This window comes from Antarctobacter sp. (assembly GCF_965277915.1).
In the GTDB taxonomy this organism is placed as follows: domain Bacteria; phylum Pseudomonadota; class Alphaproteobacteria; order Rhodobacterales; family Rhodobacteraceae; genus Antarctobacter.
In genome coordinates, this window is record NZ_OZ255849.1 from 2,748,666 (window position 1) to 2,764,682 (window position 16,017).

At 65.4% G+C, this 16,017-nt stretch carries 15 protein-coding genes; 4 read left to right on the forward strand and 11 right to left on the reverse strand.

Annotated features, from left to right (window positions below):
* Positions 1-12: 12 nt before the first annotated feature.
* The 4 genes from araD to ACQY5B_RS14205 all read right to left on the reverse strand — a co-directional run bounded on the left by araD (position 13) and on the right by ACQY5B_RS14205 (position 5,147).
* The gene (araD, locus tag ACQY5B_RS14190) at positions 13-1,743 is read right to left on the reverse strand and encodes an L-arabinonate dehydratase (RefSeq protein WP_420324768.1); all 1,731 of its coding nucleotides are present in this window, start codon (positions 1,741-1,743) and stop codon (positions 13-15) included.
* A 13-nt stretch (positions 1,744-1,756) separates the two neighbouring features.
* Positions 1,757-1,879 (reverse strand): dihydroxy-acid dehydratase, encoded by a 123-nt coding sequence (locus ACQY5B_RS14195; RefSeq protein WP_420324767.1) that lies wholly within the window; start codon positions 1,877-1,879, stop codon positions 1,757-1,759.
* An 11-nt stretch (positions 1,880-1,890) separates the two neighbouring features.
* The gene (locus ACQY5B_RS14200) at positions 1,891-3,966 is read right to left on the reverse strand and encodes a TRAP transporter large permease subunit (protein ID WP_420324766.1); all 2,076 of its coding nucleotides are present in this window, start codon (positions 3,964-3,966) and stop codon (positions 1,891-1,893) included.
* Positions 3,967-4,106: 140 nt separating this feature from the next.
* Positions 4,107-5,147, reverse strand: a complete 1,041-nt coding sequence (locus tag ACQY5B_RS14205) for a TRAP transporter substrate-binding protein (protein WP_420324765.1) — start codon at positions 5,145-5,147, stop codon at positions 4,107-4,109.
* A gap of 164 nt (positions 5,148-5,311) precedes the next feature.
* Between ACQY5B_RS14205 and ACQY5B_RS14210 the strand changes: the two genes are divergently transcribed.
* The 4 genes from ACQY5B_RS14210 to ACQY5B_RS14225 all read left to right on the forward strand — a co-directional run bounded on the left by ACQY5B_RS14210 (position 5,312) and on the right by ACQY5B_RS14225 (position 9,063).
* Entirely contained in the window at positions 5,312-6,034 is a 723-nt protein-coding gene (locus tag ACQY5B_RS14210) for a GntR family transcriptional regulator (RefSeq protein WP_420324764.1), read from the forward strand.
* An 83-nt stretch (positions 6,035-6,117) separates the two neighbouring features.
* Positions 6,118-7,158 carry a pyridoxal-phosphate dependent enzyme gene (locus ACQY5B_RS14215; RefSeq protein ID WP_420324763.1) on the forward strand — a complete coding sequence of 347 codons (1,041 nt, stop codon included), beginning with the start codon at positions 6,118-6,120 and terminating at the stop codon, positions 7,156-7,158.
* The gene (locus tag ACQY5B_RS14220; RefSeq protein WP_420324762.1) at positions 7,151-8,317 is read left to right on the forward strand and encodes a M24 family metallopeptidase; all 1,167 of its coding nucleotides are present in this window, start codon (positions 7,151-7,153) and stop codon (positions 8,315-8,317) included. The genes ACQY5B_RS14215 and ACQY5B_RS14220 overlap by 8 nt, the downstream gene beginning before the upstream one ends.
* Positions 8,314-9,063: a maleate cis-trans isomerase family protein gene (locus ACQY5B_RS14225; protein ID WP_420324761.1), complete on the forward strand. Its 750-nt coding sequence runs from the start codon at positions 8,314-8,316 to the stop codon at positions 9,061-9,063. Before ACQY5B_RS14220 ends, ACQY5B_RS14225 begins: the two co-directional genes overlap by 4 nt.
* Before the next feature lie 3 nt (positions 9,064-9,066).
* On the opposite strand, the gene ACQY5B_RS14230 is transcribed toward ACQY5B_RS14225, so the two are convergent.
* The 7 genes from ACQY5B_RS14230 to ACQY5B_RS14260 form a co-directional block, all read right to left on the reverse strand.
* The gene (locus ACQY5B_RS14230; protein ID WP_420324760.1) at positions 9,067-9,684 is read right to left on the reverse strand and encodes a hypothetical protein; all 618 of its coding nucleotides are present in this window, start codon (positions 9,682-9,684) and stop codon (positions 9,067-9,069) included.
* Between the two features lie 3 nt (positions 9,685-9,687).
* Complete coding sequence (locus ACQY5B_RS14235) at positions 9,688-10,440, reverse strand: vWA domain-containing protein (RefSeq protein WP_305971642.1); 753 nt, start codon at positions 10,438-10,440, stop codon at positions 9,688-9,690.
* A 16-nt stretch (positions 10,441-10,456) separates the two neighbouring features.
* On the reverse strand, positions 10,457-12,130 hold the full coding sequence (locus ACQY5B_RS14240) for a phosphate ABC transporter substrate-binding/OmpA family protein (RefSeq protein ID WP_420324759.1): 1,674 nt from the start codon (positions 12,128-12,130) through the stop codon (positions 10,457-10,459).
* Positions 12,131-12,181: 51 nt separating this feature from the next.
* Positions 12,182-12,871, reverse strand: a complete 690-nt coding sequence (locus ACQY5B_RS14245) for a hypothetical protein (RefSeq protein ID WP_420324758.1) — start codon at positions 12,869-12,871, stop codon at positions 12,182-12,184.
* Positions 12,868-13,353, reverse strand: coding sequence for an OmpA family protein (locus ACQY5B_RS14250; protein ID WP_420324757.1), 486 nt, complete (start codon positions 13,351-13,353; stop codon positions 12,868-12,870). Before ACQY5B_RS14250 ends, ACQY5B_RS14245 begins: the two co-directional genes overlap by 4 nt.
* 326 nt (positions 13,354-13,679) lie before the next feature.
* On the reverse strand, positions 13,680-14,726 hold the full coding sequence (locus ACQY5B_RS14255) for an L-idonate 5-dehydrogenase (protein WP_420324756.1): 1,047 nt from the start codon (positions 14,724-14,726) through the stop codon (positions 13,680-13,682).
* A gap of 11 nt (positions 14,727-14,737) precedes the next feature.
* Entirely contained in the window at positions 14,738-16,015 is a 1,278-nt protein-coding gene (locus tag ACQY5B_RS14260) for a TRAP transporter large permease (RefSeq protein ID WP_420324755.1), read from the reverse strand.
* Between the last annotated feature and the right edge of the window lie 2 nt (positions 16,016-16,017).

Here is a 16,017-nt window from a genome sequence, read left to right on the forward strand (position 1 = left end):
CAAGGGAAAAGGTCAGTTGATCTCCGGTTCCGGTACCGGTCCACCGAACTCGGAGCGCAGGAAGTCGAAGTCGCATCCCTTGTCGGCCTGCTCGATATGTTTCGAAAACATCCAGCCATAGCCGCGTTCAAAGCGTGGCTCGGGCGCCGTCCAGTTGGCACGGCGCGCGGTCAGCTCCTCGTCCGTGAGACGCACGTTCAGCACCCGGTTGGGCACGTCGATCTCGATGATGTCGCCCGTCTCGATCAGGGCCAGCGGCCCGCCGACGAAGGCCTCGGGCGCGACGTGCAGGATACAAGCCCCGTAGGAGGTGCCCGACATGCGCGCATCCGACAGCCGCAGCATGTCGCGATGTCCCTGTTTCAGCAGCGCCTTGGGCATCGGGATCATGCCCCATTCCGGCATCCCCGGTCCACCCTGCGGCCCCGCGTTGCGCAGGACCATCACATGGTCCGGCGTCATCGGGTAATCCTCGTCGTTGATGATCTCCTTGAGCTGGGCATAGCTGTCGGCAACGATGGCGGGTCCGGAATGTTTCTGGAACTTCGGGTCCATCGCCGCCGGCTTGATGACCGCGCCATCGGGGGCAAGGTTGCCCCGCAGAACCGCCAGCGATCCCTCGTGGTAGACCGGGTTGGACAGCGGACGGATCACGTCATCGTTGTAGTTGACCGCCTCGGCGATATTCTCGCCCATCGTCTTGCCGTTCACGGTCATGACCGACAGGTCCAGCTTGCCCCCCAGTTCCTTCATCAGGGCCGGCAGACCGCCCGCATAAAAGAAATCCTCCATCAGGTATTCCTTGCCCGAGGGACGGATGTTGGCGATCACCGGCGTGCCGTGGCCAATCTCGTCCAGGTCTTCCAGCGTCAACGGGATCCCGGCGCGGCGCGCCATCGCGATCAGGTGGATGATGGCATTGGTCGAACAGCCGGTGGCCATCGCCACGGTGACCGCGTTGCGCGTGGATTCCGGCGTCATGATCTTGTCCGGTGTCAGGTCTTCCCAGACCATTTCCACGGCGCGGCGGCCACAGGCGGCGGCCATGCGCTTGTGTCCCGCGTCCGGTGCCGGAATCGACGAGGCGCCCGGCAGGGTCAGGCCCCAGCCGTCGGCAATCGACATCATGGTGCTGGCGGTGCCCATGGTCATGCATGTGCCATAGCTGCGGGCGATACCGCCCTGCACGCCCATCCATTGCTCTTTGCCGATGGTGCCTGCGCGACGTTCGTCCCAGTACTTCCAGACATCCGTGCCAGAGCCCAGCTTCTGCCCGGCGTAATTGCCGCGCAACATGGCACCTGCGGGCATGAAGATGAAGGGAAGCCCCATGCTGACCGCCCCCATGACCAGCGCCGGGGTGGACTTGTCACAGCCACCAAGCAAGACCACGCCATCAATGGGGTGGGCGCGCAGAGTCTCCTCCACCTCCAGCGCGCCCATGTTCCTGTAGAGCATCGAAGTCGGCTTCAGGAACTGTTCCGAAAAGCTGTGTACCGGCATTTCGACCGGCATGCCACCCGCTTGATAGACGCCCTTCTTCACGAACTCGGCGCGGTCGCGAAGGTGGTGGTGGCAGGGCGACAGGTCGGACCATGTGTTGATGATGGCGATGACCGGCTTGCCTTCCCAGTCTTCGCCGTCCAGCCCCATCTGCATTGCGCGTGACCGGTGCCCCATCGAACGCAGGTCATCCGGCGCGAACCAGCGGGCAGAGCGGAGGTCTTCGGGTTTCTTGGTCATTGTCCGGTCTTTCTCAGGAAATCGGTTGTGCGTACTGGAACATCAGGAAGACGATCAGCGCCGCAAGCGCAAGACCGAAGACCCAGGGCCAGATTCCGTAACCGTTGATGTCTTCGTGACTGTCGCGTCCGATCATTGGGTCTCTCCTCAGTTCAGGAATTCAGGCAGGAAAAGCGCGATCTGCGGGAAGAACATCACCAGCAGCAGGCCGACGACCTGCAACCCGATGAAGGGCAGCACCGCCAGAAAGATTTCCTGCAGGGTCACATCCTTGGGCGCCACGGATTTCAGCCAGAAACAGGCCGGTCCGAAAGGCGGCGACAGGAAATAGATCTGGATATTCATGACGAAAAGGATGCCGAACCAGATCTTGGCCTGATCCTCGGTCAGGCCAAGGTCGGGCGCCAGCGTCATGATCACCGGCGCAAAGACGGGAACAGTGATCAGCACGATGGCGATCCATTCCATGAACGTGCCCAGCACCATCAGGATCAGCATCATCACCAGCACCGTGCCCAGCGCCGACAGCCCGAGGTCAAGGAAGAGCGAGCGCATGAACTCTCCGCCGCCGACGAGATTGAAGATGCCGACAAAGCTGACCGCGCCCAGCACCAGCCAGATGATGGTGCCGACCGTGGTCATCGTGCCCAGCATCGCGGCCGACAGCACGTCCCACTGGAACTTGTGGCGCACAGCAGCGATGAACAGCGCCCCGATACAGCCCACGGCCGCGGCTTCCGTCACCGAAGCGATGCCGCCATAGATCGACCCCATGACGGAGGCGATCAGCAGGATGCAGAGGATCACGGCCGTCATGCGATCCCTGGACAGCTTCTGTTCCGATCCGGTGATCTCGGCCACTTCGGCGGCGGTGGGGGCCAGGCTGTGGTTCAGGTTCACCCGCAGCAGGACGTAGCCCGCGTAAAAGACCGCCAGCATGATCCCCGGGATGGCTCCGGCCATGAAGAGATCACCGATACCGACCTCTGCCGCCAGGCCGTAGACGATCATGATGATCGACGGCGGGATCAGCGTGGCCAGCGCGCCCGAGGCGCAGATCAGCCCGATGGACAGCTTGCGATCATAGCCAAGGCGGAACATCTGCGGCAGCGCCACAAGGCCCAGCATCACGATCTCGCCGCCCATGACGCCGGACATGGCGGCCAGGATCACGGCAACGACCGTGGTTTGAACCGCCACACCGCCGCGCAGGTTGCCGGCAAAGATCGACATGGCATCGAACAAATCCTCGGCAATCCCCGCCCGTTCCAGGATCGAGGCCATGAGAACGAAGAAGGGAACGGCAACCAGGCTGTAGTGTTCCAGCAGGCCCACGGCGTTGGACGACACAAGGAACAGGCCGCGCGGACCGAAGAAGCCAATCGCCATGACCACCGAGACAAACAGCGTCACGATGCCCAGCGGCATGCCCGTCATCATCAGCGCGACAAGCAGCACCACCATGATGATCGAGATCGTGCCCAGATCCATCTCGCGCAGTTTCAGCGCCTTGGACGGGTCCATCGCCTTGCCGATCTCGGTGATGAAGTCCGAGAACATCACCGCGATCTGCACGTCCAGCACATGCGCCAGGAAAGCCGAGATGAAATAGAGGATGAAATACCCGCCAACCACCTTGACCGCCAGCTTGGCGGGCTTGCTCGACAGGTGCCGATGCAGGTTCATCATCAATTGGGCAAGGTACATGAAGCCGCCGATGACCATCAGGCTCTTCATCATCATCGGCATGGGCGAGTTGAAGGCAGAGCCCGATTTCTCGATCCGTCCGACGCTGTCATAGGCCCGGATCGAGGCATCGCTGAGCAGCATGTAGAGCGCGATGATACCGACGATCATCGCGAAAAGTTCCAGCCACCAGCGCTGCGCCTTGCTGGCCATGTTGTGGATCACCGTGATCGCGATATGGCGCTGTTTCATGGTGACGTAGCCGGCCGACAACATCCATGCGGCGGCGACGATGGTCATGACCGTTTCAAAGGCCCAGTAGGTGGGCGCGTGCAGGACATAACGGGAAAACACCTCCCAGAGGGTCGCAAGAGCCGCGACCATGTAGAAGGTGGAAATGGCGATGCCGGTGATGTGGCTGGTATGCTCGACCACCGTGTATTGCGAACGCGGCAGGTCCGCCTCTTCGTGCAGCGGGTCCTGGGCGCCGATCTCGATCTCGGTCTGGTCCAGGGCGTCGTCTAGGTTGCGCGTCATCGCTCGATGTTCCTATCCCGGCCGTCCCCGGGATGCGGGACGGTCTTGTGGCGCGTCAAATTGTGTCTTGGTCCGGTGTCTTGGGCGCGGCATGGCACGCCCGCGGCTGGCGGGCGTGCCCCTGTCAATTGCGGCGAGCCTCAGAGCAGGCCGGCCTCCTTCATGAAGGCGACATGCGCGTCGTAGACTTCCCTGGCCAGGTCCGACCCGGCGGCAAAGTCTTCCCAGGCTTCCTGGGCGATCTTGCGGAACTTGTCGCGCTCTTCCTGCGGCCAGTCGATGACGGTAATCTCACCCTCGGCCTTGTCGCGGGCGACAAGCTGGCGGTCGAGGCGGTCGAAATGCTGGCGCAGACCGTTGTAGGCCGCAAGATACCAGGTCTCGAGCGCGACCTGCTCTGCCTCAGTCAGCTCTTCCCAGACCTGCTCGGAGACGGTGAATTGCAGGATCGGGGTCGAGTGGATGCCGGGGTAGATCGGGTACTGGGCGATCTTATGCATGCCGTTGGCATCGTTGTTGGCATAGGCAGAGTTGTCCGCCGCGTCGATCACGCCCTTTTCGAGCGCGCCGTAGGTTTCCGACCCGGCCATCGAGACCGGCGCGGCGCCTGCGCGTTTGAACACGTCGGCAGCCAGCCCCTCGGGCGAGCGGATCTTCAGACCCTCAAGATCGGCCACGCCGCGCACCGGCACCTTGGAGACGAAGGCCTCGCGCGCATAGGCGCCGCAGCCGACCACATGGACGCCCGGGAAATGTTCGTCATAGAGCTTTTGCAGCATTTCCTTGCCGCCGCCCTGCGCGCAAAAGGCCTGGATCTGGTCGGCGGAGTCGTACCCGGCGATCAAGTCACCCATCAGGGCAAAGGCGGGATCGACACCGGCGAAATAGTTGATCGAGGTCAGATCGCCGTCAAGGATGCCGACACCGATGGCTTCGGGGGTTTCGCGGCGCGGCACAACCGCGTTGATCGGCAGTAGTTCGACCGTCAGCGACCCACCGGTCATGGTCTCCAGCTTGGGCACCCATTCCTCGTTCAGGTAGGCCAGCGAGGCGTGGCTGGCGTTGGACGAAGTCTGGATCTTCAGCACGCGGTCCGCGGCAGTGGCCGCGCTGGCCGTGGCCAGGGCTGCGACCGCCACGACCCCTGCCCTGGACAGCGTCTTGAGCATATCGAATTTCATAAATTCCTCCCGTTCTTCGCTGCGCGTCACGCTTTCTCACGCGGGTATATCGGCAGCTGACCAAACTAATATATTAGTTGATACAACCGGTCAATCTTGATTGAATACCAACGCCGCCCTGCTAGATCCTCGTCATTCGCAGGGTGGGCGCAGGGAGTGGTCCGATGATGGCCTCGATTGAACAAAGCTTTGGCGACACGGCAAAAAGCGCCCCGACCTCGGCGGCGGGGACGGTCTATGACGCGTTGCGCCGCAAGATCGTGTCGCTGGACTACCCGCCCGGCACCTCGCTCTCGCGGAACGCGCTTGCGCAGGAATACGGCGTCAGCCTGACCCCCGTGCGCGAGGCGATGCAGCGGCTGGAAGAGGACGGATTGCTGCGGATCATGCCTCAGTCGGGCACCGTGGTGAACCGGATCGACGTCGACCAACTGTACGAAACACAATTCCTGCGCATTGCCGTCGAAACCGAGGTGGTGCGCCGCCTCGCCCTGGCCCCGCAGCCGACGATCCAGGGCCGCGCCCGCGCCATCGTGCGGATGCAGGAGACCCTTGTCGGCGACACCGAACAGATGGGCATGTTCTACGAACTGGACCGCGCCTATCACCGGACGCTGTTCGCCGGGGTCGGCATGACCAACCTGCAGCAGATGCTGGTCCGGCGGATGGGCCACCTGCTACGCTGCCAGAGGCTGGATCTTCCGTCCGAGGGCAAGATGGCCGACATCGTGGACCACCACAAACGCATCCTAACCGGGATCGAGACCGGCGATGCAGAGGCGGCAACAGAGGCGATGCGCAGTCATCTTTCCGGCACGATCAGCCGCCTTGACGTGCTGCGTGCCCGTTTTCCCGACCATTTCTCGGAGCCGGCCCCCGGCGGCTGACGGCCTGTCCCACCGCGATTGCGCGGTCAGGGGAATGCGCCTAGGCTCGGCGGGAATGCGAAACCGCGCCGGAGGTCAGCGACGTGCCAGAGATCGAGCCAAACCCGTTCCGGGGCAAGGGGATTTTGCAGGACTGGCCCCTGCCCGCCTCTGATCCGGCACCCGTCTCGGCCCTGCTGGCGCGTTGCCCGAAACATGCGCCCACGCCGCTGCATGATGCGCCAGAACTGGCCTCCGCCTGCGGTGTGGCCGTGTTGAACATCAAGGACGAGAGCGAGCGCATGGGCCTGGGCAGTTTCAAGGCGCTTGGCGCCGCCTATGCCATCGCACGAGACGCCTGCGATGCGGGCGGCGATCCGCCCTCGGCCGCTGGCCGCACCTATGTCGCGGCCAGCGCCGGCAACCACGGTCTGTCGGTGGCCACCGGGGCCGCCGTCTTTGGCGCCAGCGCGGTGATCTACCTGGCCGACTCCGTGCCAGGGGCCTTTGCCGACCGGCTGCGTGCCAAGGGCGCCGAGGTGGTGCGCGCGGGCGCCACCTACGAGGACAGCATGGCCGCCGCCGAACAGGCCGCCGCCGACAAGGGATGGACCCTGCTGTCCGACAGTTCCTGGGAGGGCTACACCGATCCGCCGCTGGCGGTCATGGAGGGCTACCTGCAACTGGCCGCCGAAGCCGTGGATCAGGTACCCGAACCGCCCTCGCATATCCTGTTGCAGGCCGGCGTCGGCGGTATGGCCGCTGCCCTCGCTGCGCATTTTCGCGCCGCCTGGGGGGATGCCCCACAGATCGTCGTCGTGGAGCCGGAAGCCGCCCCTGCCCTGCGGGACAGCATCCGCGCAGGCCGCGCCGTGACCGCACAGGGGCCGGTATCCTGCATGGGGCGCCTCGACTGCAAGACGCCTTCGATGATCGCCTTGGCCGGACTGTCGCGGGATGCGGACGGATTTGCGACCATCACCGAAGCCGAGGCGCAGGATGGTGTCGCCACGCTGGCCCGGCGCGGGCTGGCCACCACCACGTCGGGCGGGGCGGGCTTGGCCGCGCTGGTTGCCGGGCTGCCGGGGATCGGGACAGAGTCACGGGTGCTTGCAGTGCTCAGCGAAGGCCCCGAGGATGGCTGACGGGCGCCCCGGTTTCGGCGCGGGTGAATACCGCCGCCGCTGGACCGCGCTGCAGGCCCGCATGGCCGAGGCGGGCGAGGATGCGCTCTTGCTGACCGGCGCCGCGGATGTCTTCTACCTGACGGGCTTCCTGACCCGCTTCTGGGAAAGCCCGGCCCGTCCCTGGTTCATCGTGCTGCCCGCCAAGGGAGACCCCGTCGCGGTGATCCCGGAGATCGGCGCCCACCTGATGGGCCAGTGCCATCTGGGCGAGATCCGCACCTGGCCCGCGCCTGACCCGGTGGACGACGGCATCGGCCTCTTGACCGACACGCTGGCCGCGCTGGTGCCGGAAAGGGGACGGATCGGACTGCCGATGGGATTGGAGACCAGCCTGCGGATGCCGCTGGCCGACTACCGCCGCCTGACCGCAGCGCTCGCCCCCCGCGCCTTTGCCGACGCAACGGACACGGTGCAGCGCGTCCGAGAGATCAAGTCCGAGCTGGAAATCGCCGCCATCCGCGAGACCTGCACCCTCGCCGCGCGCGCCTTTGACGCCGTGCCCGCCATCGTCGCCGCCGAGCGCAATCTTGACGCGATCTTTCGCGGCTTCCAGGGCGCCCTGTTGGAGGCCGGGGCCGATTGGGTCAGCTACACCGCGGGCGGTGCCGGTCCGGGCGGTTATGGCGACGTGATCTCGCCACCCCTGTCCGTCCCGGTCCAACGCGGCGACGTTCTGATGCTGGACACGGGCGCGGTGAAGAACGGGTATTTCTGCGACTTCGACCGGAATTTCAGCATCGGCCCCCCCGATGACGACACCCGCCGCGCGCAAAACGCGCTGTACGAGGCGACAGAAGTTGCCCTGAACCGCCTGCGCCCCGGCATGACCGCGCGGGATGCGCACCGGCTGCTGACCTGCGCCCTGTCTGAACGCGGCGCGACGCCCGGCGGCGGCAGGCTGGGGCACGGACTGGGCATCACGCTGACCGAATGGCCCTCTTTCACCGATCGGGACCGCACCCCCCTGCGCGAGAACATGGTTCTGACGCTGGAACCCACTGTCGAGATCGCGCCGGGTCGGATCCTTGTCCACGAAGAGGATATCGTGCTGCGCGCCGACGGGCCGGAACTGTTGACGGAACGCGCGCCTTTCGACCTGCCAGAGATCGGGATATGACCGGCTTTCCCTTCGACCTCGACGCCCCCGAGACAATCCGCCTGGGTCTGATCGTCCTGCATGTGGACGAGACCATCGAAAGTGATTTCCGCCGCATCTTTCCCGGTGCGGACGTCGCCCTCCATGTAACGCGCATTCCCTCGGGGGCCGAGGCAACGCCGGAAACACTGGGCCGGATGGAGGCGGACCTGCCGCGCGTGACCGCGCTCTTGCCGCCCGCGGCGCAGTTTGCCGCCGTCGGATATGGCTGCACCTCGGGCACCACGATGATCGGCACCGACCGCGTGACGGAACTGGTGAACGGCGCCTGCCGGACAGGTGCCGTATGCAACCCCTTGAGCGCCGCGCGCGACGCCTGCCGTCACCTGGGTATCCAACGTCTGGGACTGGTATCGCCCTATCGCCCGGACGTGGCGCAGCCGGTCTGCGATGCCCTGGCCGGCAGGGGGACAAATGTCACCCGCGCCGTGCATTTCGGCGAGGCGATCGAGGCCAACGTCGCACGCATCTCGGGAAACAGCGTCGTCGCCGCCGCGCGTGAGGTCGCCCGGCACGGGGACGTTGACGGAATATTCCTGTCCTGCACCAACCTGCGCACGCTGGAGGTGATCGGACCGCTGGAACGGGAGTTGGGCCTGCCGGTCTTCGGCAGCAACCTCGCCCTTGCCTGGGCGATGGCGCGGGCCGCCGGGCCGCATGTTCTCCCCCGGCTGGATTGCCGGTTGATGCAGGCGGAACCGGCCTGACCGTCAGTCATCGCTGTCGCGGTAGCTCAAGGACTGGTCGCGCCTTTGGGCCGAAGTATCCAGCCGCCGCGAGGCACGCGTGCCCGGCACCAGCAGTTCGGCCTTGCGGAAATAGGCGCGCAGCTCTTCCTTGACGATGCCGAAATGCCTGCGCACCTCGCGCACGGTCATCGACTGCCAGGGATCTTCCTCCAGCGGGACAAGGTGCAGATCCCGGTTCGGCAGGTTGTCGATGGAATAGCCCACCCCCAGTCGATAGCTGGGGATGTGCTCGGGGCTGAATTGCCAGACCTTGGGGTAAAGCGTCGTGGACACATGGATGAAGGTGTCGACCGCCTCATCCGTGATGTCCGAGGCCGCGCCCATCGTCGCCCCGATGATGAAGGCCTCGTCCTGGACATGCAGGCCCCGGCCCAAAAGGACGTGGATGCAGTCATGCCGGGCAAGGCTGATGGCGCCGGGCAGCGCGTCAGGGCTCTCGGGATTTTCGTACTTCCGAATGATCTCCGGCACATCCTCGGCCTCGGCGGCGGGCATGGTCGCCAGCACCTCGGCCAGGGTCATGTCGTCGGTGTCCAGTCCCGGGCTCCATTCGTCCCATTGCAGCAGTGCGCGGCCCATGCCCTAGTTGCCCCCCTCAAAGGCGGTGATCGGATCGAAACTGGCGTTCTCGGCAACCGCTGCCTGCAGCGCCTGGGCCAGTTTGCCGACATCGTCCACCGCGACATAACTGGTGTGGCCCTCGGCGTTCAGGACGTGGCGCCGCCCGATGCCGATGCCGATGGTGGCGACCTGCACCGGAGTCTTGTTCACCGTTTCGATCACCTCGCGCACCAGCAGGTCGGGATCGTCCGCCGCGCCATCCGTTGTGACGATGATCCGATAAGTGCCGAAAGAGCGCGAGCGCGCCGCCTCTTCGGACAGCAGGTCACGGGCGGCTGACAGGGCCGGCCCGAGCGGGGTCGAGCCGGTGGAGCGCAGTGGAGACAACCTGCCCGGAAGGATGTCTGCGGCATCCTCGACCGTTTCGAAGGGCAGGACCAACCCGGCGTTCAGCGCCAGGACCCCCACCCTGTCGTTGGTGTCCATCATGCGCACGGCCTGCAGCACCGCGGCCTTGGCCTGTTCCAAGTCGGACCCCATCGAACCGGAATCGTCCAGCACGATCATGGTAAAGATGCGGTCCGGGTCCGGCACGGTTTCCACGTCCGGCACCTCGATCAGCGGCGGCCAGGCGGCCAGCGCCTCCCAGTCCACGGTCCCCATGTCCTTCGAGGCTGCGTAGGTGGTGGGCTCCGACACCGTGTTGTAGATGAAAAAGCCGCTTGCAGCCACGACACCGGCCACGGCCACCAGAAGGGTTTTTGCCTTGCTCATGTCACCATCCCCCGTGTCATAGCGGATCGAAGGTGGTGGCTTCGGCCTGGGCCGTCAGCACCCGGAATACGACGCGCATGTTCTGCCGCCACTCGGCCTCGGTGGTGGGCGGGTTGAACGCCGGGTTCGAAATGCCGACGCCGTCAACGATGAACTGGTCGCGGATCAGCCGGATGCCATTGTCCTCGGCGTAGGTTTCCAGAGCATCGACCACGGCGATGGCCCGTTGCAGCGACAGGTTCTGCGTCGAGGTGCGGATGCCGCGCAGTTCCGATTTGGCCGCGCCGTCCTTTTGCCGGCGTAGGAAATGCAGCGGGTCGGCATGACCCTCGACCGTGATGATCGCACCGGAATAGGTCGAGGCCAGGCGCAGGATCTCGGCGAAATCCTCGGCGTAGAGGTCGGCGGGGAAATCCGGCGTGTCCGGTTCGAAATAGACCTGGAAGTCGATCTTGGTGTTGGCGTCCAGCTGGCCGGTGCGGCGCAGGCGGTTGACGGCTTGGGCCGCCTTTTCCGGGTTGAAGGCAGCGACCTGGCGGTCGTCGAGGTTCTTCAGCCCATCGGTCAGCGCGGTGTAGTCCCATTCCGCCGTGGCCAGTTCATGCGGAAAGTCGATCATGCCCGCGCCGCGCAGCGCCGTGGCCACCTCCTGGCTGAGCACGTCGAAGCGGCGCAGGTCCGCCGGGTCGGCGAAATGCCGGGCGTTGCCCGACCAGCCGTCGGTGATCGCGTCCATCCAGAGGAACACGCCCTCTTCCTGCGGCAGCCCGCCCAGGAACTCGTCAGCCATCAGCTGGGCCATCTGCGTACGGTCAGGGTGGCCCTCTTCGGCCATGAAGGCGCGCATTTCTTCCTCGCCCCGGAACAGCGCGTTGACCAGCCGGGCGACCTCGTCGCGGTGGGCATCGAAATAGTCCGCCCGCACCGCGATGTAGTCGGCCACCACCGAAGTGGCCTCCAGTGTCGAAATCAGGATCGTCGATCCCTTGACCGACCCTTCGGCCCCGGTGCCCACGGCCCCGCCGGAGGTCAGAAAGCGCGCATCCGGCAGGATCACCGCCGCCGCATCGGCCTTGCCATTGGCAAAGAGATTGGCCGGCGTGTCGCCATCGCCGGTCAGCGCCTCGGCCCAGACCACGGTCACGTCGTCAAAGCTGAGCCCCGCGTCCGAGAGCACCCGCCCCACGAAATCGACGTGCGGGCCATAGGCCTGGATCGCGATCCGCTTGCCCGCCAGATCGGCGGGGCGGCGGATGCCCTCGCCCGCGACGATGCCGTCACCGGCCGACCAGCTGTGCTTGAAGAATACGATCTGCTCGGTCCTGGGATCGGCCTCCGTCACCGGGGCGGCGGCCATCAGCATGCCCAGCGTGCCGCGCAGGAACGGGGTTTCGCAGGCAAGGTAGTCCTCGACCTGTCCTGCGAACTTGTCCTTGACCGACAGCGTCAGTTCCCACCCCGCGTCCTGCAGCAGCCCGCCGCGCGGGGTGAGGGAATTTCCGTTGGCATGTACGACGACACCATCCGCCCCCCAGGCGATCAACGGCATCTTCTGCGTGGTTCCGCCGGAACAGTCACGCACCGGGCTGGTGACGACCTGGGCCAGCGGATCTCCGGTCTCGGCCATCGCCGGCAGGCCTGGAACGGACAAAACCAGCACCGTGCAAAAGGATCGAAAGAGTTTCTTCATAACAAGTCCTTCGTCGTTGTCGGGAACCTGGCCCCGAAAAATCAGCGCCGCTCAGCGGCGCAGCAGGGTCTCTGCGGTCGAAGAGGCGACTTCGACCTTCTCAAGCAAAGATGTGATCGCCCGCGCCTCCAACCCGTCCAGCGCGTCGTGCAGGCTCTGGATGCTGGTGCGCAGGTGCGCACGGCTGGTCTCGACATCCTTGCCATCACCACCGGTGCGGGCGCGCAGGGCGCCGTGGGTCTCGATCGCCTCGACCACCAGATCGGACCTTGCCAGCACCGCCTGTACCCGCGGCAGTTCGCCGGGTGCATAGAACAGGCTGCGCGCCAGGGCATCGAACCTGTCTGCTGTCCGGGTCAGCAGCGCGGCGATGTCCGCTTGTGTTCCGGGCACGATGCGACGGATGCGGCGGGCACGGTCATGGGTTTCGATCACGGTGGCCAGCGCCGTGGCATGGCGTCCGGACCGGGCACCGTGCAATTGGCTGAAGGCATGGGACAGCAACGCCGCCTCGGAATGCAGCATCCGAGCGGGCAACAGCATCAGCGCCCCCAGCGACAGCGCCAGCCCCAGAACCAGGGCCATGACGACATGGGCGCCAGGAAACCACAGTGGCAGGCGCACGAAAGCCAGATAGACCAGTCCGGCCACAAGCACCGTCACCAGAACCAGCATCATCGGCAGGACCGGCGTACGCGCCGACAGGCTGCCCGCACGGAGAACACGGTCGTGCATGGTCATGGTCGCACCTGCCAGGACAGAGTCACCCGCGCGAGGCTGGACTGGTAGGCGCGATCGCCCGTCCCGTCCTCTCGTGGCAACGGATCACCCCCGCCGACGCCGCCGGCCCAATCGATACGACGTGGCGGGAAACCGGCGTCCAGCGCCACCTGCCGCGCGGTCTCGGCCCGCTCCTCGGAGAGTTTCAGGTTGGCGGCCTCGTCGCCCTGGGTGCCACTGTGACCGGTGATCCGTATGACAATGCGGTCATCGGCGGCCAGCTGCGAAAACCTAGCTTTGAGGCGCGCCTCTTCGCCGGCGGCAAAGCCCGTTCCCCGGCTAAACACGAAATCCTCGCTGGCGGGTTTCAGCGCCGCGCCGGCGATTCCCAGCGCCGCGGCGCCGCCCAATGCCGCGGCAACCAGGACCGCACCGATGATCGCACGGCGAGGCAGACCCGGGCCAGAGCGGGACGACGGGCTGGCGGCATTCTGTGACGTCACGGGGCTGGCTCCATGCAATGACTTTATCAAACATGGGTAGCATAGCCGCGATTCGACGCGGAAACAGGTCTTGATAACCCCCGCTCTGACAGGTGTCTTGTGACGTGCAGATGCCTATTTTTTCATCAGGTTTCGGTGTCTATTGCCATCTCAGGCCAGTCGCGCAGGGGGAACGCAAGACCCGCCACCATCCCGCCCGCGGCCCGCCCCCTGGACTTTGCTCCGGATCGCGCCCCGGTGCCGAGGCACTGTCGCGCGGTCAAGCCCGCCCCCTGTCAGCAGGGCACGGGCCAGATCGAACCGGTCATCACGGCGAAATCACTGCATCACGCAGGCTCGAATGTCAGGTGCACCTTGACTGATTTCGTCCGGTCGCCGGCGACCGCAAAGGCCTGTGCGGCCTCTTCCAGCGGAAAGCGCGCGGTGATGATCGGGCCCACGTCGATGCTGCCAGAGGTGATGGCCTCGACAGCCTGAGCGAACTCCTCGTGGAAGCGGTGGGTGCCTTGAACACGGATTTCCTTGGCGACCAATGCATTGATCGGCATAGGCGTGTCCCCGACCACGCCGACCTGCACGAGCGCACCGCGCGGGCGCAGGGTCGCGATGGCCGAGCGGATCGCAGGCGCGGCCGCGGAGCATTCGAAAACGATGTGAAAATGCCCCTTGTCGGCGGCATAGGCCTCCATCGCATCGGGGTCCCTGGCGACGTTGATCGTACGGGTCGCGCCCATTGCGCGGGCGACCTCCAGCGTGGCGTCCTGAAGATCGGTGACAACGATCTCCGCTGCGCCCTCGCGCGCCGCGATGGCCACGCAAAGCGCGCCAATGGGACCAGCGCCGGTGACCAGCACCCGCTTGCCTGCGATGTCTCCGGCCATTTGCGCGGCATGCAGGCAGACCGCCAGAGGTTCGGCACAGGCCACGGCGCCCAGGTCAGCCCCCTCCGGCAAGGGGATGCATTGGGTGGCATCCACCACGATCCGGTCGCGGAACAGGCCCTGTTCATGCGGCAGACGGATGGCCGATCCGTTGAACCGCATGTTCAGGCAATGCATGGGCAGGCCCTCGGCACAGTACGCGCACTCTCCGCAGGGGCGGCTGGGGTTCAGCGCCACCGGATCTCCCGGCGACAGATGCGACACCCCCTCGCCCACTGCCATCACCCGGCCCGAGGCCTCGTGGCCTAGGATGATCGGTTCGCGGACGCGGATGGTGCCGATTCCACCATCGGACAGGTAGTGCATGTCCGAACCGCAGATCCCGCCCGCGGCGACGGCGACAAGCACCTCTCCCGCCCCCGGCGCGGCGACCTCCTCGGTTTCGATGCGCAGGTCATTGGCACCGTAAAGACGGCAGACTCGGGTTTGCATGTCGGTCCTCCTCAGTTGGTCAGGACGGATGGCAGCCAGGTGGCCAGCGGCGGAAAGAACGAAACCGCCAGCAGCACGAGGATGTTGGTCAGAAGAAACGGCAGGATCGCGCGCACGACCGGTGCCAGAGGCAGCCGGGCAATATTGGCGCAGACGAACAGGCAGACCCCCACCGGAGGCGTGGTCAGGCCGATCATCAGGTTCAGCACCGCGAAGGTCGCGAAATGCAGCGGGTCGATGCCCACCGCGTTCGACAGCGACAAAAGCGGCACAAAAAGGATGATCAACGCGGCGATGGTTTCCATGAACATGCCGACGAACAGCAGCAGGATGTTGATCAGCAGGATCACCAGGATCCTGTTCTCGGTCACCGACAGGACGGAATCGGCGATGGCCTGCGGGATGCGCTCGGACACCAGGATCCAGCCAAAGACATTGGCAAACCCCACCAGCGCAAGGATGCCCGCCGCGGAAACCGCGCTGTCGGCGATGATGCCCGGCACCTTTCGCAGCGGCAGTTCACGATAGATGAAGGCACCGACGATGAAGGCATAGACAGAGGCCACAACGGCGGTTTCGGTGGGCGTGGCGTAGCCGGACAGCAGCCCGTAGATGATCAGGAAGGTCATGGCGATGGCCCAGATCGCCCCGCCGAAACTGCGCGCGACCTCTCCCCAGCCCTGCCAGGGCTGGTGGGGATAGCCCCGCCGGACGGAGATGACGTAGCAGGTCACCATCATCGCAACGCCCATCAGGATGCCGGGAATGGCGCCCGCGAGGAACATCTTGCCGACCGAAATCCCCGACAGCGCGCCGACAATGATCATCGGAACAGAGGGCGGGATGATCGGCCCCACGGTCGAGGAGGCCGCGGTCACGGCGGCCGAGAAATCGGCCGGATAGCCCGCCTTCTTCATGCCCGGGATCAGAACGCCGCCAAGGCTAGCGGCATCGGCCACGGCGGTCCCCGTGATGCCCCCGAACAGCATGGAGGCCGAGATATTCGTCAGGCCCAGCCCGCCCTTGATCCAGCCGACGATGGCGTTGGCAAAACGGATGATCCGCTGGGTGATCCCCCCCTGATTCATCAGGTTGCCTGCAAGGATGAATCCAGGAATCGACAGCAGGACAAAGACATCCATCCCCGCGTACATCTTTTGCGGCATGACCACCGGGGGCATCCCGGCAAACAGAAGGTAGGCCAGCGACGACAGGCCAAGGGTGATCGCGACGGGAATGCCCAGTGCAAGACCGGCCACGAAGACAGAGAAGAGGATTGCAACGTCCACGG